Source organism: Stenotrophomonas sp. DR822, assembly GCF_019793815.1.
GTDB classification, from domain to species: Bacteria; Pseudomonadota; Gammaproteobacteria; order Xanthomonadales; family Xanthomonadaceae; genus Stenotrophomonas; species Stenotrophomonas indicatrix.
In genome coordinates, this window is record NZ_CP081826.1 from 784,600 (window position 1) to 810,627 (window position 26,028).

Annotated in this window: 17 protein-coding genes and 1 tRNA gene; 9 read left to right on the forward strand and 9 right to left on the reverse strand. The window is 67.3% G+C overall.

What is annotated here, in order from left to right; all coding sequences use genetic code 11:
• Nucleotides 1-57 precede the first annotated feature (57 nt).
• The 4 genes from K5K93_RS03565 to K5K93_RS03580 all read right to left on the reverse strand — a co-directional run bounded on the left by K5K93_RS03565 (nucleotide 58) and on the right by K5K93_RS03580 (nucleotide 11,182).
• A complete protein-coding gene (locus tag K5K93_RS03565; protein ID WP_222389812.1) occupies nucleotides 58-3,759 on the reverse strand; it encodes a hypothetical protein in 3,702 nt (1,233 codons plus the stop codon).
• On the reverse strand, nucleotides 3,756-9,953 hold the full coding sequence (locus K5K93_RS03570) for a CshA/CshB family fibrillar adhesin-related protein (RefSeq protein ID WP_261311915.1): 6,198 nt from the start codon (nucleotides 9,951-9,953) through the stop codon (nucleotides 3,756-3,758). Before K5K93_RS03570 ends, K5K93_RS03565 begins: the two co-directional genes overlap by 4 nt.
• Before the next feature lie 642 nt (nucleotides 9,954-10,595).
• Entirely contained in the window at nucleotides 10,596-11,060 is a 465-nt protein-coding gene (locus K5K93_RS03575; protein WP_222389813.1) for a GNAT family N-acetyltransferase, read from the reverse strand.
• A 45-nt stretch (nucleotides 11,061-11,105) separates the two neighbouring features.
• Nucleotides 11,106-11,182 (reverse strand) — tRNA-Arg (locus K5K93_RS03580).
• Nucleotides 11,183-11,367: 185 nt separating this feature from the next.
• On the opposite strand from K5K93_RS03580, the gene K5K93_RS03585 reads away from it, so the two are divergent.
• The 7 genes from K5K93_RS03585 (at nucleotide 11,368) to K5K93_RS03615 (ending at nucleotide 18,065) form a co-directional block, all read left to right on the forward strand.
• Nucleotides 11,368-12,900, forward strand: coding sequence for an aldehyde dehydrogenase family protein (locus tag K5K93_RS03585; RefSeq protein WP_140226610.1), 1,533 nt, complete (start codon nucleotides 11,368-11,370; stop codon nucleotides 12,898-12,900).
• Nucleotides 12,900-13,751, forward strand: coding sequence for an SDR family oxidoreductase (locus K5K93_RS03590; RefSeq protein ID WP_222389815.1), 852 nt, complete (start codon nucleotides 12,900-12,902; stop codon nucleotides 13,749-13,751). Before K5K93_RS03585 ends, K5K93_RS03590 begins: the two co-directional genes overlap by 1 nt.
• 187 nt (nucleotides 13,752-13,938) lie before the next feature.
• Nucleotides 13,939-14,229 carry a DUF4190 domain-containing protein gene (locus K5K93_RS03595; protein WP_025874887.1) on the forward strand — a complete coding sequence of 97 codons (291 nt, stop codon included), beginning with the start codon at nucleotides 13,939-13,941 and terminating at the stop codon, nucleotides 14,227-14,229.
• Nucleotides 14,230-14,236: 7 nt separating this feature from the next.
• Nucleotides 14,237-15,007: a class I SAM-dependent methyltransferase gene (locus K5K93_RS03600; protein ID WP_099783791.1), complete on the forward strand. Its 771-nt coding sequence runs from the start codon at nucleotides 14,237-14,239 to the stop codon at nucleotides 15,005-15,007.
• Nucleotides 15,008-15,016: 9 nt separating this feature from the next.
• A complete protein-coding gene (locus tag K5K93_RS03605) occupies nucleotides 15,017-16,072 on the forward strand; it encodes a quinone-dependent dihydroorotate dehydrogenase (RefSeq protein WP_222389816.1) in 1,056 nt (351 codons plus the stop codon).
• Between the two features lie 8 nt (nucleotides 16,073-16,080).
• On the forward strand, nucleotides 16,081-17,145 hold the full coding sequence (gene murB / locus K5K93_RS03610; protein ID WP_222389817.1) for a UDP-N-acetylmuramate dehydrogenase: 1,065 nt from the start codon (nucleotides 16,081-16,083) through the stop codon (nucleotides 17,143-17,145).
• Between the two features lie 50 nt (nucleotides 17,146-17,195).
• Entirely contained in the window at nucleotides 17,196-18,065 is an 870-nt protein-coding gene (locus tag K5K93_RS03615) for a DMT family transporter (RefSeq protein ID WP_177177057.1), read from the forward strand.
• A 738-nt stretch (nucleotides 18,066-18,803) separates the two neighbouring features.
• Here K5K93_RS03615 and K5K93_RS03620 read toward each other — a convergent pair.
• From K5K93_RS03620 to K5K93_RS03635, 4 genes are all read right to left on the reverse strand, one after another.
• A complete protein-coding gene (locus tag K5K93_RS03620; protein ID WP_093819729.1) occupies nucleotides 18,804-19,811 on the reverse strand; it encodes an aminoglycoside phosphotransferase family protein in 1,008 nt (335 codons plus the stop codon).
• 99 nt (nucleotides 19,812-19,910) lie between these two features.
• Nucleotides 19,911-20,945, reverse strand: a complete 1,035-nt coding sequence (locus tag K5K93_RS03625; protein ID WP_222389818.1) for a DUF418 domain-containing protein — start codon at nucleotides 20,943-20,945, stop codon at nucleotides 19,911-19,913.
• Nucleotides 20,942-21,526 carry a TetR/AcrR family transcriptional regulator gene (locus tag K5K93_RS03630; RefSeq protein WP_222389819.1) on the reverse strand — a complete coding sequence of 195 codons (585 nt, stop codon included), beginning with the start codon at nucleotides 21,524-21,526 and terminating at the stop codon, nucleotides 20,942-20,944. The genes K5K93_RS03625 and K5K93_RS03630 overlap by 4 nt, the downstream gene beginning before the upstream one ends.
• A 147-nt stretch (nucleotides 21,527-21,673) precedes the next feature.
• Nucleotides 21,674-22,477 carry an APH(3')-II family aminoglycoside O-phosphotransferase gene (locus tag K5K93_RS03635; RefSeq protein WP_222389820.1) on the reverse strand — a complete coding sequence of 268 codons (804 nt, stop codon included), beginning with the start codon at nucleotides 22,475-22,477 and terminating at the stop codon, nucleotides 21,674-21,676.
• A gap of 71 nt (nucleotides 22,478-22,548) precedes the next feature.
• On the opposite strand from K5K93_RS03635, the gene K5K93_RS03640 reads away from it, so the two are divergent.
• Nucleotides 22,549-23,265 carry an SDR family NAD(P)-dependent oxidoreductase gene (locus tag K5K93_RS03640; protein WP_222389821.1) on the forward strand — a complete coding sequence of 239 codons (717 nt, stop codon included), beginning with the start codon at nucleotides 22,549-22,551 and terminating at the stop codon, nucleotides 23,263-23,265.
• A gap of 104 nt (nucleotides 23,266-23,369) precedes the next feature.
• A complete protein-coding gene (locus K5K93_RS03645) occupies nucleotides 23,370-25,310 on the forward strand; it encodes a bifunctional diguanylate cyclase/phosphodiesterase (RefSeq protein ID WP_222390962.1) in 1,941 nt (646 codons plus the stop codon).
• A 7-nt stretch (nucleotides 25,311-25,317) separates the two neighbouring features.
• Here K5K93_RS03645 and K5K93_RS03650 read toward each other — a convergent pair whose 3' ends face one another.
• The gene (locus K5K93_RS03650; RefSeq protein WP_222389824.1) at nucleotides 25,318-25,977 is read right to left on the reverse strand and encodes an O-methyltransferase; all 660 of its coding nucleotides are present in this window, start codon (nucleotides 25,975-25,977) and stop codon (nucleotides 25,318-25,320) included.
• Nucleotides 25,978-26,028: the final 51 nt, after the last annotated feature.

A 26,028-nucleotide genomic window follows, 5' to 3' on the forward strand; every position in this document is an offset into this window, starting at 1 on the left:
ACTACCGGGTATCGACCCCTGTGGGCCCGCCAGGCATGGCCTGGCGTTGCCCGGTCCTCAATAGCGACCCACCAGGTTCAGGTACCAGCCGCGGTGGGTGTAGTCGAACCTCGTCAGGTCGTCACTGAAATCGGTGAAGTTGTAGCCCACGCCAACCCGGAAGTTGCGACCGACATCGCGGTCCACGCCGGCCAGCCAACCCTGCCGGCGACCGCCATCCCGCACGTCCAGCAGGCGGTACTCCAGCAGGCCGTGCCATTGGTAGTACAGGTCATAGCGCAGCTGTGCTGCACCGAAGTTCGTGGCTGAATCGAACCACGGACCGGTGCCCCGGCCATAGCGCACCTCGCCTTCGCGGCGGGCCAGCTTGGCCGCCACTTCCCAGCGCTGGTCGATGCGGTACACGCCTTCCAGCGACAACACCTGGGTACGCTGGTCGTAGTCCACGCCGTTGACCTGGCCCATCGTCGACAGGTCGTACAGATAGCTGTAGCGGCCGAACAGCGCCCAGCGGTCATTGTCCCAGGGGCGGTAGGCAAAGCCGAGATTGCCCTCGATGAAGCGGGCGCCGGCCACCGGGTTGATCGCATCGTCGGTGTCGGCGTAGTTGAACCGCGCAGCGATCCGCCAGCTGTCATTGAGACGGTGGCTGAGGCGGTTGGTGCTGACCCATTGCGTGCGGCGCTCGGCACCGGTGTCGCGACGCCACTCCAGCTTGCTCTGCCACTCGGTACCCGGCGACGTGCGGCCGCCGGACAGGCTGACGGCCTTGCGGTCGACCTGGCCACTGCTCGCATCCAGCTTGCCGTCGCTGAGGGTGAAGCCCGCGTTCCAGCCCACCGCCGGATAGAAATCCATGCCGAAGGTGTTGGCCAGGCCGGATTCCTGGCCGGACTTGAGGAACTGGCTCTCGTTGAACACGTTGACCTGGTCGGACAGGCGCCAGCGCTGGCCCAGCGTCCAGCCATCCTGCGCATTCGGGCTGAACAGCGGGTCGTATTCACTGCGGTCGGTGGACTGGGTGAACGCACCATAGAAGCTGTGCTGCGGGGTCAGCTTGTACTCGGCATTGACCTGCGCGGCACTGCCCCGATCACCATCGCTCACCTCCGCGCCGATCGTGGACAGGTTGGCGAAGGTCCAGGTGCCACCGGCGACCACCGCATCATTGTCCGCGTAGCGGCCATGATCGTCATCGACGGTCAGCTGGCCGCCGCCATAGATGTCCAGCGCTGTGCCGACGCGATGGGTATAGCGCGCTGCCGCCAGCACACCGGCGTTGCTGCCGATGCCGCGGTCCTCCTGCACCCGGCGCAGCTCGGCCGACACGCGCTCGTTGTCGCCGATCCGCCATTCGGCGGTGGCCTGGGCCTGGATCAACGCCTCAGTGCCACGCCGCGCTTCGCTGTAACGCGCATACAGGCTGAAATCGTCGGTCACGTAGCCCATCAGTTCGGCGCCCTGTTCGCGCACGCGCTGGCCGGTGTCGAAGCGGCCCACCGAATAGCCTCCCTCGACCTGCCGCCACCAGGCGCCAGCGCTCCAGTCGCGCTGGGTCCAGCCCAGCTCGCGCAGGTTCACCCGTGCCTCCACCGCGGTCGCCTCGCCTTCGCGCGGCCCCTCGGGGTTGAGGCGGGTGAAGCTCAGGCCACCGTTGTCGGAGAAGAACACCGGCGCACTGGTCGCCTCGCTGCGGCTGTGCTCGACCTTCAGGTAGGTACCACGCCCGGCCTGCAGGGTCAGGTCCGCACCGCGCAGCGAATAGTCCTGCCCAGCGCGCTGTTCGTCCACATAGGTGGCGCCCACCGCCACGTGATCGCCGAACCAGTGCTTGCCACGCACGCCAGCGGTGATGTCGTCATTGTCGAAGCCGGTCGGTACCCATTCGTAGTCGACGATCAGGCGCTGCTCGTAGCCATCCAGCGGCACGTCGCGGCTGATCCGGCGCAGGTTCTCGCGGCTGACCTGGGCCAACGGCCGCGTCAGCAGGATGCGCCCCTGCAGCGCGTCGATCTCGTAATCGGCACCGCGCACCAGCGACACCCGCTGTTCGACGCGGCCGGTGGTGCGGTCACGGATCTCCAGCACCACCTGGTCCGAGCCGCGCAGGATACTGGCGTGGCGCAGGTAATACAGGCTGCCACCGGTGCCGATGAACTCGCTGTGCCCAGGTGCTGTTTCGGCCTGCGATCCGAACAGACGCAGTTCGGTCTGCGCATCGCCCCACGCATTGGCGCCGCGTGAGCGCCAAGACACCGCCGCACCGTACAGCGAACGCACGTACTGGGCGTACTCGGTGCCGCTCAGCCCGGTGTTGTAGTTGCCCCACAGCGCCTGGTTCTTGTCCCAGTCCATGCGCAGGTAGAAGCGGCCCATGCTGTCGACGTCGCGCTGGGTCAGCGAATCGTCGCCATAGGTGGGGTAATACAGGTCAGGGTCCAGGCTGCGGAACAGGTCCTGCGGATCGGCCGTGGTGAAACCGGTGAACAGTTCGTCCAGCGGCCGGTTCTGGGTATCGGCCTGCGCCGTCAGCAGGTAGCGGCCACGCGCCTTGGCCTTCAGATAGAACGCCAGCCGCCCGTCGCTGAGCACATCGTCATCGCGCTCGCCACGGGCGATATCGCGGCCCGCACCACTGGCCTTGTTCTGGTACACCGTGACATCGGCCAGGCCCACACCGAACAGATAGCTGCCGCTGACATCCACCTCCAGCGTGCGTGCGATCGCCGGCGCGTCGGGCCGCTCGACCCGAACGTCGAACACGTGGTGGCCGATCGGCATCAGGTACTCGGCGGCGAATTTGCGGTCCTGGTCCAGCGGGTAGCTTTCGCCATTGATCTTCAGTGCCGCGCCAAGCGGCAGGTCACGGCCCCGCAGGCGCACGCGCGAGCCGTACACCGGGATGTTCTGCTGGCGAAGACCGTTGCTGTCGAACACCTGCTCCAGCAGCGACAACGAAGCGGCCTGGTTGGCATCGACGGCCGTGCCGCGCCGATCTTCCAGCGCATCACGCAACTGCTGGTTGCCACGCTCCACTTCGGCCAGCGTCACCAGCTGCATGGACTGCGCCGAGGTCTCATCGACATTGCCCTCGGCATCGTACGCGCGCAGCACATAGACCAGGCGGTCGCCACGACGCAGCGGCGTGGACGCCGGCAGCGCACCGTCCCAACTGCCCTGCCCGACCGCAGCCACAGGCAGCTCAAAGGTCGCCAATGGCGCGACCCTGTCACTGTCGCTGCCGCGGTAGAGGCTGACCTCCAGACGTCTGATGAACGCGGTGTAGTTGCCACGTACGAAGAATTCGACCGGACGCACGATGCGGCCCTGGTCGAACGCCACCATGCCCGGCGCCGAGATCGACAGCTCGGGCTGGCCCATGGCCGGGTCTTCGGTGGCCCAGATCGCGCCACCTTCCGGCAGGCGGATCATGAATTCACCGCGGACGGTCGCCTTGCCCGGCTCGTCCAGCGCCACGCTTACGCGCCGGTCCGGCTGCAGTGCCTGCGATGACGAGCGCGTCGACGTGCCTTCGGTCACCGGCTCATCGAAGCTGCGCGAGCGCAGGGTGAACAGCAGGTCGCCCTCGGCGCTGCACTGGTTGCCCTCGCAGTGGATGGGTGCGCCACCGATGGACGCGTCGTTGGCCGGCGGCGGCGCGGCCTGCGCCGTTGCTGCCAGGCCCAGCAGCAGTGCCTGGTACAACGCAGCGCGGTGCAGGCGGGCGGGACGCCGGACGACAGAGTGATGGGCGCTCATCGGCGGGCCTCCTGTTGGTGGGCCGCCGCGCGGGTGGCGGCGGTCTCCTCGTTGCGCACGCGCAGGCGTTGCCGCACGGCAGGGCTGAGCTGCACGCGCAGCGCTTCGAACACGGCATTGGCACGGCGCAGGCCTAACGCCTGGTTGTAGGCGTGGCTGCCACGCACATCGGTATGGCCGACCAGGCTGACCTGGCCTCCCCCCATCTGCTCCAGGCGCGCGGCGATGGCAGCCAGCAGCGGCTTGAACTCCTCGCCGATCACCGCCTTGTCGGTGTCGAACAGCACGTTGCCGAGCAGCGCGCCGCCGGCATCAACACCAGCGACCAGCGAGTGCGGATCGCGTACGTCGGTACGCAGCTGCACCGTCAGGCCAGCGCGCGAACCTTCAGCCACTTCGGCCTGCAGCGCATCACGCACGGCCACCGCACGGGCGAAGGCCAATGCCTGGCTTTCACCGTTGGCGGCAATCACCACGTCACCGCCCTGGTAGCGATCGACCACCTCGGCCATCTTCGCCAGCACCGGACGATAGCTGGCACGCAGCTCGCTGCTGCCCGGGGCGAACAACACTTCGCCCAACGCCAGTTCGGCGCGCTCGGCGGACGCCTGCGGCGACGGCGGCAGGCGCACGCCGAAGCTGAAGCGGGTGGGCACGCCCTGGGTAACCCGACGCAGCAACGGATTCTCGGTGGTCAGCCCGAAACCCGCCGGCACCGTTGCCGGGTCCAGCTTGACGATGAAGTTGCGGCCCAACCGCGCATCGCCGCCGTGCACATCGGCCAGGTGGTATCGACCGAACGGATCGGTTTCGATCAGCAGGCCCTCCACGGTGGCCAGGCGCACGCCGGGAATGCCCTGCTCCTGGATGCCGCTGTTGCGGATCACGTAGGCCACTTCATAGCCTTCGGCCACGCGCGCGATCTCGCGATGCACGACCGGCTCGGCTGCGGTCAGGCCCTTGGCCGCCTCGCCACTGCGCTGCACGGTTGCCACACCCTGCGCATCCAGCTGCAGGCGATGGCCCTGGGCGCTGTCCAGCACGAAATCATCGGTGAAGGACAGTTCGCGCAGGCGCTGGCGGATCACCACCTGATGGCTCTCGACCGTGTCCGACGTAGACGCCAGGCCGTGTACCACGCCCACCTGCACGCCATGCAGCAGGGGCGCGCTGGCATCGGCCAACGGCTGCGGTCCATCGCCACGATCCAGCGTGGTCGAACCCGGCACGTAAGCGGCGGGCGCGAAACCGCCCTGCACGCGAACCCCGGTCAGTTCTGCACTGTCCTGCCAGCCGTCGCCGTCGCGGTCATCGAACACGGTGCCGAACACCAGGCTGTCTTCCAGCAGCGGGTCGGCATCCATGCGTACTTCAGCGGTCGCCACATTCGACAGCGGCGTGCCATCGTCAGCGGTGGCCACGGCCTGGTTGATGTGGTTGCCGGCACGCACGCCCGCGCCCACCCGCAACAGGTAGGTAATGGTGGCACTACGGCCCACGGCGATGTCGACCGCGCCGATGCGCAGCGGGGTCTGGCTGCCGCCCAGCGAGAACGCGCCGTCGTCGTCGGCCACGCGCATCGAGCCGTCCACATAGCTGAAGCCCGGCGGCGGCGTATCGACCACCACACCGTCGCGCCAATGGCTGCTGCCGACGTTCTCGACCACCAGCTGGTAGCGCACCAGGTCGCCGACCTTCACCAGCCGCGGGTTGGCGCTCTTGGTGATGCGCAGCGCGAAGTCCGAGATCACCTTGTGCCGCGTTTCGCAGGTGGTGCATTCCGGTGGTGGCGATCCATCCGGATACTGGCCGCGCAGGCGGTTGAGCACCTCCGTGCGCGCCTCCTGGTTGACGATGGCCTGGTAGACGAAGTCGTGCTGGCCCACCGGCGTACCGGCCGGCAGGGTGCAGACGATGTCGGTGCCCTGCTGCACGCAGCCTGCCGGCAGCGTGTCCACGCTCAGGCCCGCATCGGGCGTATCCAGCAGCTGCAACGGCTGGCGCAGCGAAGCGCGCTCGACCGTGGCCCGCAGGGTGTAGCGCAACCGGTCACCCGGACGCACTTCACTGCCACTTGCAGGGCCGGACAGTTTTTCCAGCACCACGCGCGGCTCGGCCAGCACGTGTTCGGTGGTGCAGGTTCCCGTGCAGGTGGGGGTATCGCCGCCACTGCCCAGCACCGCGTTGCGGACGCTGCCACTGGACTGCGCGTTGACCTGCGCGCGGTAACCCAGCGTATAGGTGCCGGGTGCGGTACCTGCCGGCAGCGTGCATACCAACGGATTGCTGGCATTGCAGGTGAAGGCGCCCGGCTGGGTCACCGACTGCAGATCCAGGCCTGCGCCCAAGGTATCGGTCAGGGTGAGCACATCGGTGGTCTGCGAGTTGGCGACCACCACCTCGACGCTGTAGTCCACCGCATCGCCGATATTGACAGGCGACGCCGTGCTGGAAGACTTGCGGTAGGTGACCGTCGCCGCCAGCACCGGGGTACTGGTGCTGCAGTCGGTGGTGCAGGTTTTGGTACCGATGCCATTGCCCAGTACGGCGTTGCTGACGCTGCCCCTGGCCTGCGCGTTGACAATCGCGGTGTAGTTCACCGTGTAGGTGCCAGGTGCGGTGGCGGCCGGCAACGTGCACACCAGCGGGTTGGCGGCATTGCAGGTGAAGCCGGTGGTGGCGGTGACCGTGCCGAAGTCCAGGCCCTGCCCCAGGGTGTCGGTGAGGCTGAATACAGCGGTCGTGCGCGAGCGGCTGACCACGGCGGTCAGGGTGTAGGCGATGCTGTCACCCACCTTGACCGAGCCGGCCGCGGCCGAGGTCTTGCGATAGTCGATCTGGCTGCCCGCCACCGGAGTGGTGGTATCGCAGTTGACGGTGCAGCTCGGGTTGTCGCCACCGCTGCCGAGCACCGCGTTGGTCACTTGGCCGGTGGCCTGGGCGTTGACCACTGCGGTGTACGACAGGCTGTAGCTGCCTGGCGCAGTGCCGGGCGGCAACGTGCACACCAGCGGGTTGGCCGCGTTGCAGGTGTAGGCGCCGGCACTGGTCACGCTGCCGAAATCGAGGCCGCTGCCCAGCGTATCGGTCAGCGTCACCACGTCGGTGGTGCGCGAGTTGGTCACCACCGTGGTCAAGGTGTAGGCCAGGCTGTCACCCACCGACACGGGACCGGCACTGTTCACCGACTTGGCATAGCTCACGCCCGGCGTCGCCACCGGCGTGGTGGTATCGCAGTTGGTCGTGCACGAGGGCGTGTCGGTGCCGGTGCCGAGCACGGCATTGCGTACCGTGCCACTGGCCTGCGCATTGACCGTAGCGGTATAGCTCAGGCTGTAGGTGCCCGGCACCGTCCCTGCAGGCAGCGTGCACACCAGCGGATTGGTGGCATTGCAGGTGAAGATGCCCGCGCTGGTCACGCTGCTGAAGTCCAGGCCGCTGCCCAGCGTATCGGTCAGGGTGACCACATCGGTGGTGCGCGAACGCGCAACGGTCACGCTCAGCGTGTAGCCGATGCTGTCGCCCACCCGCACCGGTCCACCGGTGGAGGCCAGCTTGGCGTAGCTCACCTGCGGGCTGGCCAGTGGCGTGGTGGTATCACAGCTGCCGACACACGAGGGATTGTCCGGACCGCTCGGCACTACGGCATTGCGCACCTGGCCAACCGCCTGTGCGTTGACGATGCCGGTATAGGAGAACGCGTAGCTGCCGGGCACGGTGCCGGCGGGCAGCGTGCACACCAGCGGATTGCCGGGCACGCAGATGAAGCCGCCGGCATTGGTCATGCTGCCGAAGTCCAGGCCAGCGCCCAGGGTATCGGTCAATGTGACGGCAGCGGTGGTGCGCGCATCGGCCACGACCACGCTCACCGTGTAGGCAACGCTGTCGCCCACTGCGACCGGGCCGGCCGTGGCGCTGGCCTTGGACACCGAGATGCGCGGCGCCGCCACCGGCGTGGTGGTGGTGCAGTTGCTGCTGCAGGTGGGAGTGTCGGTACCGGTGCCCACCACCGTGTTGACCACCTGGCCACTGGCCTGTGCGTTGACGGTGGCCGCATAGGTCAGGCTGTAGGTGCCCGGCGCGGTGCCCGCTGGCAGCGTGCACACCAGCGGATTGGCCGCATTGCAGGTGAAGGCGCCGGCAGTGGTGACGCTGTCGAAATCCAGGCCGGTGCCGAGGGTATCGGTCAGGGTCAGAACGTCGCGGCTGTTGCCGTCGGCAATGGTGACATCGACGGTGTAACTCACCGTCGCCCCTACCGCCACCGGACCGGTGGTGTTGGAGCGCTTTGCATAGCTCACCCGTGTAACCGGAACGGTCACATCGCTGCGGGTGCAATGGTTGGTATCGGTGCAGGCCTCGCCCGGAGCGGGTGGATTGCCACCATTGAACGGATCGTAGCCACCGCCAACGCTGGCATGGTTGCGCAGCAGCCCGCGTGCCGATGCGGACACGGTCACCGGCAGGGTGAAGCTGCTGCTGTCACCGGCGGTGCCAGCTGCCGACAGCACCTGGTTGCTGCTGCAGGTCACCGCCTGGCCGCCTGCGGTACAGCTCCAGCTGCCACTGCTGAGGGTGCCGGTCCAGTTCGGCACGATGCCCGCCGGCAACGGGTCAAGCACGGTGATCAAACCTGCCGGCACGTTCGGCGGGTTGCCGGTCGGCACGTCGCTGGTGTTGCTGACGGTCAACGTGTATTGGGTGCCGGCCTGTCCGTAATTCCAGATGCCGCCGGTGGCGTTGTTGCTCTTCACCACCTTCAGCGCGGGTGCGGTGATGGTGATCAGGTGGTCTTCCACTTCGCCGTCGTCGGCCACGCCGGTCGGCTGCTGGATCTGCGCCGCATTGGTCGCATAGCGCAGGCGCACATAGCTGGTGCCCGCGCTGACCTGCGCGGGCACGGTCCAGCTCAGGTTGGCCCCGCCGCCACTGCAGACGGCGATGTTGCTGCGCTCGCCCGGGTCGAACGTGCCGTTGCGGTTGAAGTCGATCCAGCCGGCCACGCTGCCACTGCCCACGCACGCAACCGGCTGACTGATCTGGGTGCCGGCCTGCATCACGGTCAGGCGATAGTTCGCTGGCCAGGCGTTCTCTTCGTTGGGATTGCCCGCAGGGAAATTGTCATCGCCCTTGGCATCGGCGCTGTAGCTGCTCTTCTGCTCGGTATCCGGACCCACCGTGCCGAGGAAATCGGTCAGCGGCGGTGCCAGGCCACCCGGCGTATAGCCTGCGGTGTTGATGTTGGTGGGGGTGGCGTTGACCGGCAGGCCATCCGGGCGGAACTGCAGATCGTCCACCACATGCATGGCGTCGCCATAGCTCTGCGGCGCATCACCGAAGTCGGCATACGGCACCAGCAGGCCGATGGCGATGGCGGTGGTGCCGCCGCCGCGCATCGAGAAGCCCATGTTCACCGCGAGGTTGCCCGGCGCGTGCGCGGCGTTGTCGAAATTGAGGAAGGTGACCGCAGCGGTGTTGTTGTCGTTGCCCGGGCCGAAGCGGATGACGCTGTTGCCGCCGCTGCTGGACTTGGTGACGTTGTAGGGGCCGGCGCCGAGGTTCTTGCGCATCTCCACCACGTTCCAGGTGCCCAGTGCACTGGCTTCGACGAACTCGCCGCTGTTGTTGATCGACTCGGCATCGGCCATCACCACGCCGCGCAGGCGATACGGCGCACCGCCCAGCGTCGAGACGCAGTTGATTTCGAAAGAGGAGGTGCCCGTGCTGCGCGAGATGCCCGCGATCAGCTGATTCGCGCCGCCAGTGCCACCGACGTTGTACAGGTCGTCCAGGCTGTCGCCGCTGAAGCTGCCCGGGCGATAACTCTGCAGGAGTCCGCCGCCACTGATGTTGGCCAGACTGCAGCTGACACTGAGGTTGATGCCCGCGGCCACCGGCATCGAGATCGACGAGGTATCACCATTGTTGAGCGTGACCCCGGCAGTGCCCAGGTCCGTGCCGCCACCCCAGGTCAGCCACAGCACCGTGTTGCGGTAAGGGCTGGTACCGCCGGTCGCGTAGGCCGCAGCCCAGGCCGACGATGGCAGCACCAGCGACAGCAGCAGCAACAGCAGGCCGGCGGCCAGCCATCGTCCGGTCCGGCCGGGATGTGCACTTTTTTCAGGATGAACGGATTCACCGCCCGCGCTGATGCGCGACGTCGTCGACTGCCACATGTTGGTTTTCCCCGTCATCAGCCCCACAGGGGAGCCGCTGTTCAGTGGGTACCGGGGAGGGTTCCTGCCAGACCTGGAGACGCGTACGAATGCGTATCTGCCGGTTCCGTGGCGACTACAACCGTCCCTGGACCCTGTTGGTCAGGTCCGCAAAACTGTGACGAAGATAACACAATACAAACAATTGTGTGATGTAGGTCACATTTAAGTTTGCAAAATCTGGCGCCGGCCCCACGAACACAGTTGTAGCAACGGGCCCCGGGGGCCTCGTGCACGGATCCGGCAGCCGCACCGCCCTTTCCGGCAATTCGTCACGCATTTTCGGAGCCGGCGCGATGCATCCGGCGTGGGGCGCACACAGAAAAACCGCCGGGCCATGGGCTACCGGCGGGAGCTGAAGTGGAAGGGGGATCGCGCCGCGCCTGGCGGCAGCCAGGCTTCTACCAGGGCACGAAGAGCAGGATCAGCACGATCACCAGCAGCACGGCGGCGACGGTCAACAGCACGTTGCGCTGGCGCCAGGAAGGCTTGGGGGTGCCGGGGGTATTCATGGGGGCGCTCCTAGGCAACCGATGGGGACGGCACCAGACTGCCGAGTCCGCTTGCAGCAGCGCGTGCACAGGATGTGCAGCGGGAGTGCAGAGCCCTGCCCTTTCCCGCTCAGGCTGTACGGCGGGCCATGAACAGCAGCTCAGGCGTGGAGGCGTCTTCGCTGGCGACGAAGCCGAGGTCGCGGTACAGCGCCACGGCCGCCTGATTGTCCCTATAGACCTTCAACGTCAGCTGCACCGATGCGGTGCGGCGAACGGCTTCGGCGCACAGTGCCGTCATCAACACCCGGCCAAGGCCACGGCCGCGCGCCTGCGGCGACACGATGATGCGCCCAAGGTGCGTGTTGCCAGGTGTTGTCTGCCAATACTGGCCGAAGCCCAGGCAGGTGCCGTCTGCATCCTGCAGCGTCCAGCCTGGACGGGAAGGCAACGCCAATGCAGCGTCGAAGGCTTCGGCAGGCAAGGGAAAGGGAACACCGGGACCTGCCCAGCGCAGGGTCGCCCCAGGTGAGTCGAGCCAGCCGGCAACAACGGCAAAGTGCGAAGGCTGGACAGGCTGCAGGACGTAATCCATGGCGCCGGCGCTGTTGCGGGCGCGCGTCGATGCGCCCGACGTGGATGGTGACCCCGGCCCGATTCGAACGGGCGACCTTCCCCTTAGGAGGGGGACGCTCTATCCAGCTGAGCTACGGGGCCATGCAGCCGCCAAGTTTACAGGCAACGCACCCTGCCCTCCAAGCATTCATCTGCCACGCCACTACCACTGGCGCGGCGCACCATGGCCAATCCGGACGCTCTGCTACCATCGGCGGCTCAGTTCGTCGCGCCCCCACCTGCCCGCGACGGCACCAAACACAACGTAACGAAACACAGGAGTCTGCATGTCTTCCGAGCTGCTCAAGTCCCTTGGTCTGGACGCGATCAACGCTGGCACCTACCTGGGCAACGGGGAGTGGTCGAGCGCTACCGGTGGTGAACTGATCACCCCGATCAATCCGACCACGGGCGAGCCGATCGCGCAGGTCCGCGCCACCACCGAAGCCGAGTACGAAACCGTCATCGCGCGTGCCCAGGAAGCCTTCAAGGTCTGGCGCACCACGCCGGCTCCGCGTCGCGGTGAAGCCGTGCGCCTGTGTGGCGAAGCGCTGCGCAGGAACAAGGACGCCCTCGGTTCGCTGGTCGCGCTGGAAATGGGCAAGAGCAAGCCCGAAGGCGACGGTGAAGTGCAGGAGATGATCGACATCGCCGACTTCGCCGTGGGCCAGAGCCGCATGCTGTACGGCTACACCATGCATTCCGAACGCCCCGGCCACCGCATGTACGAGCAGTACCAGCCGCTCGGCCTGGTCGGCATCATCAGCGCGTTCAACTTCCCGGTGGCGGTGTGGGCATGGAACTCGTTCCTGGCCACGATCTGCGGCGACATCTGCCTGTGGAAGCCGTCCAACAAGACCCCGCTGACCGCCATCGCCTCGATGCGCATCTGCAATGAAGCACTGCGCGATGCCGGTTTCCCGGACCTGTTCTTCCTGATCAACGACGCCGGCACCGCGCTGTCGGAAAAGATGGTGGCCGACAAGCGCGTGCCGCTGATCAGCTTCACCGGCTCGACCCAGGTCGGCCGCACGGTCGCCGAGAAGGTCGCCCACCGCCTTGGCCGCTGCCTGCTGGAACTGGGCGGCAACAACGCGATCATCCTCGACGAAACCGCCGACCTGAAGCTGGCCATTCCCGGCATCGTGTTCGGTGCGGTCGGCACCGCCGGCCAGCGCTGCACCACCACCCGCCGCCTGATCGTGCACGAATCCATCCATGACGACGTGCTGGCCACGCTGGTCAAGGCGTACAAGCAGGTGGAAGGCAAGATCGGCGATCCGACCGACCCGGCCAACCTGATGGGCCCGCTCAACAGCGACGGTGCCGTGCAGCAGTTCCTGGCCTCCATCGAAAAGGCCAAGGCCAGCGGCGGCACCATCGAAACCGGCGGCACGCGCATCGACCGCCCCGGCAACTTCGTGCTGCCGGCCATCGTCACCGGCCTGAAGAACAGCGATGAAGTGGTGCAGCACGAGACCTTCGCGCCGATCCTGTACGTGATGAAGTACAGCACGCTGGAGGAAGCCATCGACATGCAGAACGGCGTGCCGCAGGGCCTGTCCTCGTCGATCTTCACCACCAACCTGAAGACCGCCGAGCGCTTCCTGTCGGCGGCCGGTTCGGACTGCGGCATCGCCAACGTCAACATCGGCACCTCGGGCGCGGAAATCGGTGGCGCCTTCGGTGGCGAGAAGGACACCGGCGGTGGTCGCGAGTCCGGTTCGGATGCATGGAAGGTCTACATGCGCCGCCAGACCAACACCATCAACTATTCGGATTCGCTGCCGCTGGCCCAGGGCATCAAGTTCGACCTGTGATGGCGAACGGTCCGGCCATGCACATGGGTCAGAGCCCCTCCGGGGATCCGACCCATGCCGTGCCGACCACTCAGGGTCGGATCCCCGGAGGGGCTCCGACCCTCGATTTCAACGGCCGCCGGGTGCTGATCGCCGGTGGCAGCAAGGGCATCGGCCGCGAACTGGCGCTGGCCTTCGCCCGCGCCGGTGCGCAGGTCTCGGCCTGCGCCCGCGGGCAGGCGGGGCTGGAGGCTCTGCAGGCCGATGCGCAGGCCCAGGGCACGCAGCTGCACACCTTCGCCACCGATCTGGGCGACCTCGGCCGCATCGGCGCCTGGCTGCACGCCGCTGCCGACGCGCTCGGCGGCATCGATGTGCTGGTCAACAACGCCACCGGCTACGGCATGGCCGATGACGAAGACGGCTGGGCGGCCAGCCTGCAGATCGACCTGATGGCGGCAGTCCGCGCCTCGCGCCTTGCGCTGCCGTTGCTGCGCGCCTCGTCCGACGCCTGCATCCTCAACCTGTCCTCAATCGCCGCGCAGCAACCGCGTCCCGGCGGCGCACCGTATGCGGCGGCCAAGGCCGCGCTGTCGCACTACACGACGTCGCAGGCCCTGGCGCTGGCACCGGACCGGATCCGGGTCAACGCCATCGCACCGGGCTCGATCGAATTTGCCGATGGCCTCTGGGATCGACGTCGTGTCGAAGATCCCGCCCTGTACCACGGCACCCTGGCGAAGATTCCGTTCGGCCGCTTCGGGCAGCCGCGCGAGATCGCCGATGCCGCGCTGTTCCTGTGTTCGCCGCTGGCGCGCTGGATCACCGGCCACGTGCTCAATGTCGATGGCGGCCAGGTGCTGATGGGCTAGCGCCGATCCCTCGGTAGCGGCCAACCTCGGTTGGCGCCGCATTCGTCGACCAAGGTCGACGCCTGCCAAAGCCACCCCGCGCTCGGCTCCGATGGCTGCCTACCTTGCCTGGCAGCCTTGCATTGGCCGGACCATGGGATTGCCGGGGCAGACGCACTATCATGTCGGCACTGCCACGGAGGACTCGATGAGCGTGCCACCCCGACAGAGCAACGCCCTGGCCGTGGTCAGCCTGATCGCGGGCATCTGCAGCTGGACCGTGCTGCCGGGTGTCGCTGCCCTTGTTGCCATCATCACCGGGCACCTGGCCCGCGCCGAGATCCGCCGCCGCGCCGGCGAACAGGACGGCGATGGCATGGCCCTGGCCGGGTTGATCATGGGTTGGCTCAACATCCTCGCTGCGGTGGGCCTGGTGGCCATCCTGATCTTCGCGATGGTGGCCGCCGGCGCCGACGCCAAACCTGGACTGCGCTGGTGAAAGCACGATGACCTCCGCCGACAGCACTGAACGCTTCAGCAGCCGCGTCGCGGACTATGTCCGCTACCGCCCGGACTATCCGCCTGCCCTGATGGACTGGCTGCATGGCTCCATGGCCGTGGCAACCAGCGCGCGTGTCGCTGACATCGGCGCCGGCACCGGCATCTCCAGCCGGCAGTTCCTGGCCGCCGGCCATCCACTGGTCGCCGTCGAACCCAACGCGGCGATGCGCGCCGCCGCCGAGCACTGGCTGGCGCCGCAGTATCCGCAGTTCTCCGCCGTCGATGGCCGCGCCGAGGCCACCGGGCTGGCCGATGCCAGCGTTGATCTGGTCGGCGCCGCGCAGGCCTTCCACTGGTTCGACACCGTGGCCGTGCGCGCCGAGTGGCAGCGCATCCTGCGCCCGGGCGGCCTGGCACTGATCTACTGGAATTCGCGCCTGCTCGATGCCAGCCCGTTCCTGGTCGGCTACGAACAACTGCTGCTGGACTACGGCACCGACTACACCGCCGTGGCCGAACGCTACCAGGACGACGCCACCATGCAGGCCTGGTTCGGCTCCGGCCTGCGCGGCATGGTGCAGCTGCCGAACGTGCAGCACCTGGACCTGGACGCCCTGCGCGGGCGCCTGCTGTCTTCTTCCTACGCGCCGCAGCCCGGCCATCCGCGCCACGCGCCGATGCTGGCTGCGCTGCAGGACCTGTTCGCCGCCCACGCGGTCGACGGCCAGGTCGCTTTTGAATATCGAACCCGAGCCTTCCTCGGCACGCTGGACTGAAACCAACGCATGTATTCGCTTGCCCGCCCCTTCCTGTTCTCGCTCGACGCCGAACGCGCCCACGGTCTCGGCCTGTCCGCTCTGGACCTGGCCTATCGCACCGGCACCACGCCGCTGGTGGCCGCACGCATCGCGCCGATGCCCAGCACGGTGTTCGGGCTGACGTTCCCCAATCCGGTCGGCCTTGCTGCCGGCCTGGACAAGAATGGCGAGCACATCGATGCACTGTTCGCACTGGGCTTCGGCTTCGTGGAGATCGGCACGATCACGCCGCGACCGCAGGCCGGCAACCCCAAGCCGCGCCTGTTCCGGCTGCCGGCGCACAACGCGATCATCAACCGCATGGGCTTCAACAACGCCGGCGTGGATGCGCTGGTGCGCAACGTCGAACGCGCGCGCAACCGGCGCGGCCTGCTCGGCATCAACATCGGCAAGAACAAGGACACCCCCAACGAACAGGCCGCCGATGACTACATCGCCTGCATGGACAAGGTGTACCCGCTGGCCGACTACATCACCGTCAACATTTCCTCGCCCAACACGGCCGGCCTGCGCGAGCTGCAGGAAGAGACCGCGCTGCGGCAGCTGGTCAGCCAGCTGCGTGAGCGCCAGGAAGCACTGGCCGCGCAGCATGGCCGGCGCGTGCCGATGCTGGTGAAGGTGGCCCCGGACCTCAGCGAGCGTGACATCGACGCTGCCGCGCGCGTACTTGGCGAACTGCAGGTGGACGGCGTGATCGCCACCAACACCACCATCGACCACAGCCGGGTTGCCGGCGATCCGCTGGCCAATGAAGCCGGCGGGCTGTCCGGCGCACCAGTGCTGGAACAGTCCACCCTGGTACTGCGTCGCCTGCGTGCACGCCTGCCCGAAGCGGTGCCGCTGGTCGGTGTCGGCGGCATCCTGTCCGGTGCCGACGCCGTGGCCAAGATGGCCGCCGGTGCGGCGCTGGTGCAGTGCTACAGCGGCCTGATCTTCAAGGGCCCGGCATTGGTCGCCGACTGCGTGGAGGCGATCCGCCGCCGACGCGAGGCGCCCAGCCGCGGCGCGGTGGCACCCCTGTGAGCACGCCCATGGACGACACCAACAACGCTGCAGCACCGCTGCGCTGGACCCTCACCCACAACGCGCCACTGCAGGCCCTGAACACGTTCCACGTGCAGGCCAGCGCAGCGCAGTTGCTGGAACTGCACGACGCCGCGCTGCTGCCGGAGGTTCTGGCCTTGCCGGAAGTGGCCAATGGCCCGCTGCTGGTGCTTGGCAGCGGCAGCAATGTGCTGATCGCAGGGGACCTTCCCGGCACCGTGCTGGTGTTCGGCAACCGCGAAATCAGTTTCCTCGAACACCGTGCCGACCATGCGGTGATCCGCGCCGGCGCCGGCGTGTCCTGGCACGGGCTGGTGATGTGGTCGCTGCAGGAAGGCCTGTCCGGCCTGGAAAACCTGGCGCTGATTCCCGGCACCGCCGGCGCATCGCCGATCCAGAACATCGGTGCCTATGGCGCGCAGGTCGGCGAGTTCATCCAGACCGTAGAGGCCTGGGACTGCCAGGAAAAAACCTGGGTACGGCTGGACAACGAACAGTGTGGCTTCGCCTACCGCGACAGCGTGTTCAAGCAGCAGCCGGACCGCTACCTGATCACCGCCATTGAACTGAAACTGCCGCTGCTGCACGACCTGCGCATGGGCTACGCCGGCATCCGCGAAGAGCTGCAGGCACAGGGCGTGGAACTGCCGAGCGCGGTGGACGTGGCCAATGCGGTGATCGCGATCCGTCGCCGCAAGCTCCCCGACCCCGACGTACTGGGCAACGCAGGCAGCTTCTTCAAGAACCCGGTGCTGCCGCTGGAACAGGTGGAGGTGCTGCTGCAGCACTTCCCCGAGCTGCCGGTGTTCCCGGCAGACCGCGATGACCGCCGCAAGGTCTCGGCGGCCTGGATGATCGAATCCTGTGGCTGGAAGGGCTTCCGCGAGGGTGATGCCGGCGTTGCGCCCAGCCACGCGCTGGTGCTGGTCAACCACGGCAATGCCACCGGCACTGAACTGCTGGCGCTGGCACGGCGGATCTCCGCCTCGGTACTGGAGAAGTTCGGCGTGCCGATCGAACCGGAGCCTCGCCTGCTCGGCGCACAGTGGTGAGCACACCCGCCCTACCCGCCAGCGCCACCCCATTGCGGGCGGCGCTGCTGATGCTCGGCAGCACCATGGCCTTCGGCCTGATGGCGGTGGCGATCCGCTACGCCACCCGCTACGTGCCGACCCAGGAAGTGGCGTTCTTCCGCAATGCCTTCGGCCTGCTCGCCCTGCTGCCGATGCTGCTGCGCCCCGGCCATGCACCGTTGAAGACCCAGCAGTTGCCGCGCTATTTCCTGCGCAGCGCGATCGGCCTGGGCTCGATGCTGTGCGCGTTCTGGGCATTGGGCCACCTGCCCCTGGCACAGGCCGTTTCGCTGTCCTACTCCACGCCGTTGTTCGTCACCATCGCGGCGGTGCTGTGGCTGGGCGAAACGGTACGCGTACGGCGCTGGGCAGCGGTGGTGGTCGGCTTCATCGGCGTGCTGGTGATCGTGCGGCCGGGCACGGCCGGCTTCACGGCCGGCAGCCTGATCGCCGTGGCCGCCGCCGTGCTCAGCTCGCTGGTGGCGATCCAGATCAAGCAGCTCACCCGGATCGACAGCGCCGACACCGTGGTGCTCTACACCTACGTGTTCTGGGTACCGCTGTCGCTGATACCGGCCCTGTTCGTGTGGGTGTGGCCCACCGGCATCGCCTGGCTCTGGCTGCTGGCCACCGGCGTGCTGGGCACCATCGGCCAGTTGCTGTGGACACGCGCACTGCGCCTGGGCGAAGTCTCCGCGCTGACCCCGATCAGCTTCCTGCAACTGCCGCTGGTGACCTTGTGTGGCTGGCTGTTGTTCGCCGAGACGGTGGATCGCTGGACCATCATAGGCGCCGGCATCATCCTCGCCGCCAACGCCTACATCGCCCATCGCGAAGCAGTGCTTTCACGGCGTGCAGCGAGCGTCGCCGCGAGCGCAGCGGCCAAGCCGGCAGAGTAAGGGTTCCGGCCGGGCTGCGCCCGGCATCCGTGGTAGTGCCGGCCGCTGGCCGGCAACCTCAACAGCAAAAGCAACAGCGGGCGTTCCGTGGGATGGCGGGGCGGTGTCGGATGGCGGGGACGCCGCAAGTACGTCCTTGTAGGCTTGGCCGCGGCATCCATGCCGCGGACACCCCGCAATCCGACACCGCCCCACCTTTGACAGTTTCCCGGTGTCTGGTAGATCCACGCCATGCGTGGATGAATCTCCATCGAAATCGAATATTTCGACAATTGATCAAATGATCGAAGAGCATCCACGCATGGCGTGGATCTACCGTGTCGACCAAGGTCGACAGCCACCAAGAGCAGGCCATGCCATCCCGACAGATTACGGAGATCTGTCGAAGGCGGGGTGGGTCCGGTTGTGGGGGCGTGAGCGCCATGGGCCCGAGGCATGCCTCGGGCGGGTTGGGCAGGACGCCCAACCCCGGCCTTGCTCGTGTGCGCAGGACAGCGCACACGAGCAAGGCGCGACCGAGCCTCCATGGGTGAGGGCGCTTTGATTGCGAAGCACTGCTTCGCAAGCGCCCGAACGCACAGCCGCCAGCGGCTGGGCCGGTCTGGGGATTCACGACGCCCCCCGCAACCGGACCCGCCCCGCGATCCCACGGAATGCCCGCTTTTGCCGTTGCTGTTGCTTCGGCTGTTGCAGTTGCTTCGGCCTCTGCAGGTGCCGGGCGCAGCCCGGCCGGCCCCCCTACAGCACCTGGTACGCGCGCTCGGCCGCATCGAACACATTGCCCGGCGCGAACTGCTCGCCCAGGTAATGCAGTGCTTGCCGGTGCTGCTGCAACGAGCGCTGCGCCGCGCCGGGGCCCAGCAGCATCTGCTCGAATTCGATCAAGTCCTGCAGGATGCGCCAGTGCCGATACCACGCAATCCAGCGCGGATCGCCCAGGTCGCTGCCATAGCCTTCGGCGAAGCCGAGTGGATGCTCACGCCCCCAGCGACCACCTACCGCGGCGCCGACAAACATCAGGTCGCGCTCGCGCGGGGCCAGTGCCAGGCCGTCCCAGTCGATCAGGTGCAGTGCATCGTCCTGCCCCATCAGCAGGTTGCCCGCGTGCAGGTCGGTGTGGCACAGGCGCAGCGCCGGTGCCTCACCCTGCAATTGGCGATGCAGCGCTTCGGCACGCTGGTGAAGTTCGGCGATGCGCGACCGCTGCTGCTGCCATAGCGCCAGGAACGCACCGCCGGATCGATCCTGCGCCTGCGCCAGCGTCGAGGGATCGCGCAACCACGTTCCCACCGTGTCGACCGCTGCGGTTTCAAGCCGCAGCGTCGGCAGGGCCTGGCGCAACGCGGGCGGGATCTCGGCCTCATGCAGGCGACGCAGCACTTCGCCCAGTTGGCGCCATTGCGCACGGCTCAGCGGCGCCTCGAAGCCCGACTGCCCTTCGATGTAGGGGAACAGCGTGAACTGCAGGCCCCAACGCTGCACCGACGCGCCGCCGCTCAGGGCCGGCCACGGCGCAACAATCTCTCCGATGCCCAAGGTGCCACGCAGCCAATGCAGGCTGTCCCACACCGCGGGCGCCACCTGGAAGTTGCGGCATTTCAACCACCAATGGTCGTGGCGGGCATCGATGCGAAACACGCACGCGTTGGCGTCGGCGCCCACCGGGCGCGGCACCACCGCCGTCGCGTTGATGTCGTAGGACTGCTGCAGGACTTCAACGATCTGCTGCGCCGAAGCGAATGACATGGATGCAGGCGTGCTTTGGTGACGACACCTACTATCGCAGATGGCCTTGCATCCGCACAGGCAAACTGGTCACAACATCGCTCTCCTGCGACAAAAGAACTAGCCGGCAATGCGTCGCATGACTGCTTCCAACGGACCGCGCGCGAACCGCCACGACCACAACCAGGCCGCCGCGGTCGCCAGCATCACGAACAACAACGCAGCCATCAGTACCCACGACAGGCTGGCACTGCCATCAAGCAGTCCAAGCGATTCCAGCACGCCCATGCCGATCAGGATGTGCGCCACGTACAGGCTCAGCGTCATCCGTCCGGCCGCAGTGAACGGTTCCAGCCAACCGCCAGGATGCAGCCGCACCAACCACAGGCATGCTGCGATCAGTGCACACGCCGCGCCTGCGCCGGTCAGCAGATAGGCCGGGCCGGGCGGCATCGGCTGTGTCGCCAGCCACACCTGCCACGGCGTGCCATGACCCCACTGCTGCAACACCTGGCCGGCCCCCATCAGCAGCAGGCCGAGCAGCAGCAAGGCACGCTGCACCCGGGGTTGCGACAGCGGCAGCTGCGCCAGCAGCATGCCCAGCAGGAAGAAGCACAGCCACGGCAACACCGGATGGAAGCCATTGAACAGCAGGTTGCGCATCGCCCCCGGCCATTGCCACAGCCCCTCGTAAGCCAGCGTCTGCCAGTTCCAGCCCTGGCTGTAGTCCCAGCGCAGCAGGGCCCAGAACCCGACCATCGCCAAAGCCACCATGCTGCCCAGCAGAACACGGGGCGACGCGCGCAGCCACAGCACCGCCAGCGCGAAGTACACCGCGTAGTAATGCAGGATATCGGCAGGAAACACGGTCAGGTTGAGCAGGCCGAGCACGGCCAGGAACACGGCCCGCCGCCAGGTCTGCACGCTTGCCTGCCACCACGCCAGTCGCTGCGAGGCCAGCATCAGGCCCACCCCGGCCAGCGTCACGAAGGTCGCCGAGGCCTTGCCTTCCAGCAGGTGGAAGCATCCGTCAAGCCAGCCGCCGCCGTTGGTCTCGACGGCCATCGCCAGGCGGAAGTTGACCAGCACCATGCCGGCCAGGGCGAGGTAGCGCGCCAGGTCCAGCCCGTGCAGGCGTCGATCGCCAGGGCTCACGCACGCGCCCCAAGCAGTGCTGCCAACAGAGAGGGATCAAGCACGTCGGCATCGCTCGCCTCGCCCAATCCCTGCCGCAGCGCATCGCTCTCGATCGCATCCAGCAGCACCTGCGCCTGCAGCGCGGGCGCCAGCACGGGCCGGCGGCGCTCACGACGTGCGACCTCCTGCAACGCCTCGGCCAGGCCGCGCTGCAACTGCGCGCGGTTGCCAGCGAATGCCGCTGCCACCGCCGGATTACGTGCGCTCTCGGCCAGCACCTCCACGCTCAGCAGCGCCCATTCCGGTTGCCGGCACAGGGCGTGGAAGTCCTGCAGGAGCCCCTGCACCTGCGCACGTTCGCCATTGCACCCCGCCAACCGCTGCAGCAACGGCTGCAGTTCGTCCTGTTCGGCCTCGGCCGTCGCCAGGATCAGCGCCTCCTTGCCGGGAAAGTGGTTGTAGAGATTGCCCAGGCTGACACCGGCCGCCTGCGCGATGTCGCGCATGCTGGTCTGGTGGAAGCCCTTGGACAGAAAGCACTGCAGGGCCGCCTGCAGGATCTGCGAAGCGCGTTGCTCATTGCGGTCGGTGCGGTTCATGCGGCAAACAATGAACGAACGTTCGTCCATTTGAAAGCCGAATCCAAGCCGTCGGCCAGTCACCATTCAGGCCGTCGCGCTTGACCTCAACCGCTGTTGAGGACCGATCCTGCCGCGCCCTGCTGCAACTGCGCACCCTGCATGCACCTAGAAGAACTCGTCCAGCAGGCGGTAGAACGCGAGTCGGCGTTCATCGGCACCCATGCCATAGCGGGCCAGCAAGGGCGCAACCCAGCGGGTGTCGTCATAGTTGTGGACCAGGCTGCGTGCGGCCAAGGCCAGATCCTGGCAACGATCAGCCACACCCAGCCGGCCACAATCGATGAAACCACTGAAGCGGCCGTTGACCGCCATCAGATTCGGCAGGCATGCATCGCCGTGCGCTACCACCAGATCCTCATCCGCCGGGCACGTTGCGATCAGCTCGGCAAGCACCTGCTCGGCGTTCTGGCCCAAGCGCTCATCGTCGAAATCATCCGCATCGATCAACCCTGCGGCAACGCGCGCAGCGACCTCCGGCAAGCGCGATGCAAGGCGATGATCGAACGGACAACCGGCAACCGGCAGTGCATGCAGGGCGCGCAGCGCGTCAGCCAGCAGCATGACCACCTGGGCGGGCGCCAGCGTCGGCGACGATGCCAGGTCATGGCCGGGCAACGCGCTCATCAGCAGCCAACGCCGGCCGCCCTCCTCCGTTGTGTCCAACACCGTTGGCACCGGCTGTCCCTGTGCCCGCAGCCAACGCAGGCGCAGGATTTCGCCCTCCAGTTCGCTGAAGGCATCGATCACTTCCGATTTCAGGAACGCATCCGGCAACCCCTGACGTCGCACCCGCGCTACATCGGCGCGCGACACGCCGATGCCCTGCATCTCGATATCTGCATCACGCAGCATGCTGCGCCAACGCGACGGCAAGGGCATGGCACCGCCATCGCTCGATCCTGCTTCCATCTTCGCCGCTCCGGCTCCGCTGACACCTTGGATTCTCTCCGAAGCGCACACTCCACAGCAAAGGACATCGCATGAAACTCATGATCATCGGCGCCAGCAAAGGTCTTGGCCGCGCCTTCGTGGAGGGCCTCTGCCGGCCCGGCGATACCGTCGTCGGCGTATCGCGTACGCGCCCCACGCAGCTGGACTGCGGCGAGGGCGTCGATGTGCACTGGATCGAGGCAGACCTGAGCCAGCCAGCACGGGCCGCCGCCAGCATCGCAGCGCAGGCGCCGCCGGATCTCGATGTGCTCATCCATAACCTTGGCATCTGGGAGGAGACCGCATTCAGTGACGACTACGATTTCCTCAACGAAACTGACAGCGCGCTGGCGCAGCTGGTGGACGTCAACATCACCGCCCCCCTGCTGCTGCTCAAGCAGCTGCTGCCGCGCGTGCTCGGCGGGCGCCGCCCGCAACTGGTGTTGACCGGCTCCACCTCGGCGCTGCCGCGCAGTGGCCGCCCCGAGGTGGCCTTCGGTGCGTCCAAGTTCGCGCTCAACGGCATTGCCGATGCCCTGCGCGAAGGCTTCCGCCAGCAGCGGCTGGCCGTGACGACGCTGCAGCTGGGCCACCTCAATACCGAAGATGCACTGTCGGTGCCGCTGCAGCAGGTGGCCGCACGCGGCAATGGCGAGTACGTGCCGGTGCACGACGTGGTGTCGATGGTGCGCGCCCTGCTGCAGCTGTCACCGTCCAGCTTCGTGCGCGAGCTGGTACTGCCCGCGATCGCCGATCCGCGTTACTAGACCAGCGCTCAGCACACACTGGCAGCCCCGGTTTGGCCATACACGCGGCCGTGGTTTACTCTGCGTCTACTGGCAGTTGGCCGCACACGAGACCGGCTATGGCTATCGATGCGCTATCGAGGCTCTCGACCCGGGTTCTGGACAGCGCCCTGCCCAGCCTGCCGCTGTACCTGCTGCAGGCCACTGCGGTGATCGGCATGATCGGCGTGTTCCTGATCGCCACCCGCCGCGGCGGCCATGCCATCGAAGGACGCCGCGTCTACATCGGCGCGATCCTCGGCCTGATCTACCTGTTCAATTCATGGTTCGTGGCCGGCTACGCGCAGGGCGTGGTCAAGCTCAACCTCGGCATCGACATCCTGCTGATCAGCGGTCTGCTGGGCGGCTGGCGCGGCGGCGTGACCTGCCTGCTGGCCAGCCTGCTGGCGCGCTACCAGTTCTCCGGCACGCAGTATTTCCTGCCCGCCAGCCTGGAAGCGGCGCTGCAGGTGCTGGCAGGCATCTTGCTGCGCGGGCGGATGTACCCGCGCATGCTCACCCACTTCTCGCTGCGGTTGATCCTGCAGGCCTGGGCGGTGCGCATCGCGGTGACCTTGATCGGGCTGGTGTTGGGCGTGGCGATCATCGGCAGCGCGCAGCTGCCCCTGCTGGAACTGGCCACCCAGCGCGTGCTGGCCCTGCCGGTGTCACTGCTGGTGCTGGTAGCCGTATTCGCGCTGGTCTACAACGATGCGCAGATCGATGCCCAGCGCCAACGCGAACATGCGTGGTTGCGCATCGACCCGGTGAGCGGCCTGCCCAACCTGCGCGCCCTCGACGAGCGTCTGCAGCGTCATTGGCGCAGCAGCGACGACCGCGGCAACGCGTGCCTGATCGTGACCGAGATGGGCAACCTGCAGGACCTGCTGCTGCGCTATGGCCCGCTCAATGACAGTGGCCTGTGGAACCGGCACAACGCCGAGGCCGTGCGCCGCACCCTGCTGCATGCGCGACCGACCGATGCGATGGAGATCTATCAGTTCGGTGACAGCGCGCTGGCGATCCTGCTGCCTGACGCAAGCCTTGCCGATCTCCGCGCGGACATCGAACTGCCTGCGTTGGCCGACCGCCTGTCCACGGTGATCGGCAATGACTGGCCGGGCTTCCGCCCGGTGTTCCGCTGCGCGGTGGTCGAGCTGCAGCCGCCCACGCAGGACGACAGCTCCATCCCGTTCCGCGCGGTCACCCTGGCCTTGAACGCGATCGAGTCAGGTGTTGTGTTCTTCGATGATCCGATCCAGCGCGACAGTGAAGTGGATGCCCTGATCGAGACCGCGCTGGACCACTGGCTGCAGCACGCCGATGCACCACTGTACTACCAACCCAAGTTCCGCCTGCAGGACCGCCACCTGGTCGGCGCCGAGGCGCTGCTGCGGATGCGCGATGGCGATGGCCACCTGATTGCACCGATGCGGGTGGTTTCGCTGCTGCGCCGTCGCGGACGCCTGGCCGAACTGGAATGGGCCACGCTGCAGGCGGCCACCGCCTTCCTTGGCCACTGCAGGGATGACGGGCATACGCTGACGATCGCAGTGAACGTGTCCGCCGAATCGCTGCGCCAACCCGGCTTCGGCGCACGCCTGTGCACCCTGCTGGAACAGCAGCGCATACCCGGCGCGATGCTGCGGCTGGAGATCGTCGAGTGGACCGAAATCGTCGAGCGCGACGTCGTCGATGCCAACGTCGTCGTTCTGCTGGCCGCTGGCATGAGCCTGTCGCTGGACGACTTCGGCGCCGGCTATTCGACCCTGATCCTGCTGTCGCAGCTGTCGGTGGCGGAAGTCAAGATCGAGCGGGCATTGATCGCCACGCTGTCCGATACCAAGTCGCAGTCCATCGTCCGCTTCATCGTGGAGGTAGCCCACCGCTGCGGTGCCATCGTCGTTGCCGAAGGCACCGAGACCCCGGCGCAGGAGCAGCTGCTGCGTGCGCTGGGGGTGGATGTGGGCCAGGGTTATCTGTATGCACGGGCCCTGCCACCGGAGCAGTTCCGGCAGCTGGCCTGAGCGGCCTTCAGGCCAGCCGCATCGACAGCTCCACATCGTCGGCGAAGGGCACAGACAGATAGCCTGCATTGCCCGAGCGCATGCGCTGCTGGTAGCGCGGGCTGTCGTCGGCGTTGTCGGCGATCACCACTGCGCCCGGGCGCAGCCGCTCGTGCAGCAGCTCCAGCACATCGTCGTACAGCACCTTGGCACCATCGAGCAGCACCAGATCGATCGTATCGGGCAGGTCCACCGCCAGGGTCTCCAGTGCGTCGCCCACGCGGATCTCGACCAGATCGTCCAGGCCCGCTTCACGCAGGTGGCCGGCGGCACGGCGCGCCTTCTCCGGTTCGAACTCGGTGGTGATCAGGCGGCCGCCGCCGTTGTCACGCAACGCCGCAGCCAGATGGATGCTGGAGATGCCGAACGACGTACCGAACTCAACGATGCTGCGCGCGCCACTGCTGCGCGCCAGCAGGTACAGCAGGCGGCCGGTGTCCGGCGACACCGGCAGCCACAGGTCCTTCAGCAGCTCGCCATACAGGCGCCGGTATTCGGTGCGGCTGCCCAGCAGGCGCTGCCGCTCTTCGGGGGAGACGGAGGTCAAGGCCGGGCTGAGCGCGCTGTCAGCTTCGATGAACAGGCGTGCCAGCAGGGGCGCGACCGGGGTTGAGATCAGGGTGGACATGGGCGGGTGTTCCTTGCGATGACGGGGTTAGAATGCGAATGATTCGTCGCA

What these genes read in the sequence shown, in the direction of transcription:
- K5K93_RS03565 (WP_222389812.1), bottom strand. Translation starts at nt 3,759, where the DNA reads ATGAGCGCCCATCACTCTGTCGTCCGGCGTCCCGCCCGCCTGCACCGC.
- K5K93_RS03570 (WP_261311915.1), bottom strand. Translation starts at nt 9,953, where the DNA reads ATGACGGGGAAAACCAACATGTGGCAGTCGACGACGTCGCGCATCAGC.
- K5K93_RS03575 (WP_222389813.1), bottom strand. Translation starts at nt 11,060, where the DNA reads ATGGATTACGTCCTGCAGCCTGTCCAGCCTTCGCACTTTGCCGTTGTT.
- K5K93_RS03585 (WP_140226610.1), top strand. Translation starts at nt 11,368, where the DNA reads ATGTCTTCCGAGCTGCTCAAGTCCCTTGGTCTGGACGCGATCAACGCT.
- K5K93_RS03590 (WP_222389815.1), top strand. Translation starts at nt 12,900, where the DNA reads ATGGCGAACGGTCCGGCCATGCACATGGGTCAGAGCCCCTCCGGGGAT.
- K5K93_RS03595 (WP_025874887.1), top strand. Translation starts at nt 13,939, where the DNA reads ATGAGCGTGCCACCCCGACAGAGCAACGCCCTGGCCGTGGTCAGCCTG.
- K5K93_RS03600 (WP_099783791.1), top strand. Translation starts at nt 14,237, where the DNA reads ATGACCTCCGCCGACAGCACTGAACGCTTCAGCAGCCGCGTCGCGGAC.
- K5K93_RS03605 (WP_222389816.1), top strand. Translation starts at nt 15,017, where the DNA reads ATGTATTCGCTTGCCCGCCCCTTCCTGTTCTCGCTCGACGCCGAACGC.
- murB (WP_222389817.1), top strand. Translation starts at nt 16,081, where the DNA reads ATGGACGACACCAACAACGCTGCAGCACCGCTGCGCTGGACCCTCACC.
- K5K93_RS03615 (WP_177177057.1), top strand. Translation starts at nt 17,196, where the DNA reads ATGCTCGGCAGCACCATGGCCTTCGGCCTGATGGCGGTGGCGATCCGC.
- K5K93_RS03620 (WP_093819729.1), bottom strand. Translation starts at nt 19,811, where the DNA reads ATGTCATTCGCTTCGGCGCAGCAGATCGTTGAAGTCCTGCAGCAGTCC.
- K5K93_RS03630 (WP_222389819.1), bottom strand. Translation starts at nt 21,526, where the DNA reads ATGAACCGCACCGACCGCAATGAGCAACGCGCTTCGCAGATCCTGCAG.
- K5K93_RS03635 (WP_222389820.1), bottom strand. Translation starts at nt 22,477, where the DNA reads ATGGAAGCAGGATCGAGCGATGGCGGTGCCATGCCCTTGCCGTCGCGT.
- K5K93_RS03640 (WP_222389821.1), top strand. Translation starts at nt 22,549, where the DNA reads ATGAAACTCATGATCATCGGCGCCAGCAAAGGTCTTGGCCGCGCCTTC.
- K5K93_RS03650 (WP_222389824.1), bottom strand. Translation starts at nt 25,977, where the DNA reads ATGTCCACCCTGATCTCAACCCCGGTCGCGCCCCTGCTGGCACGCCTG.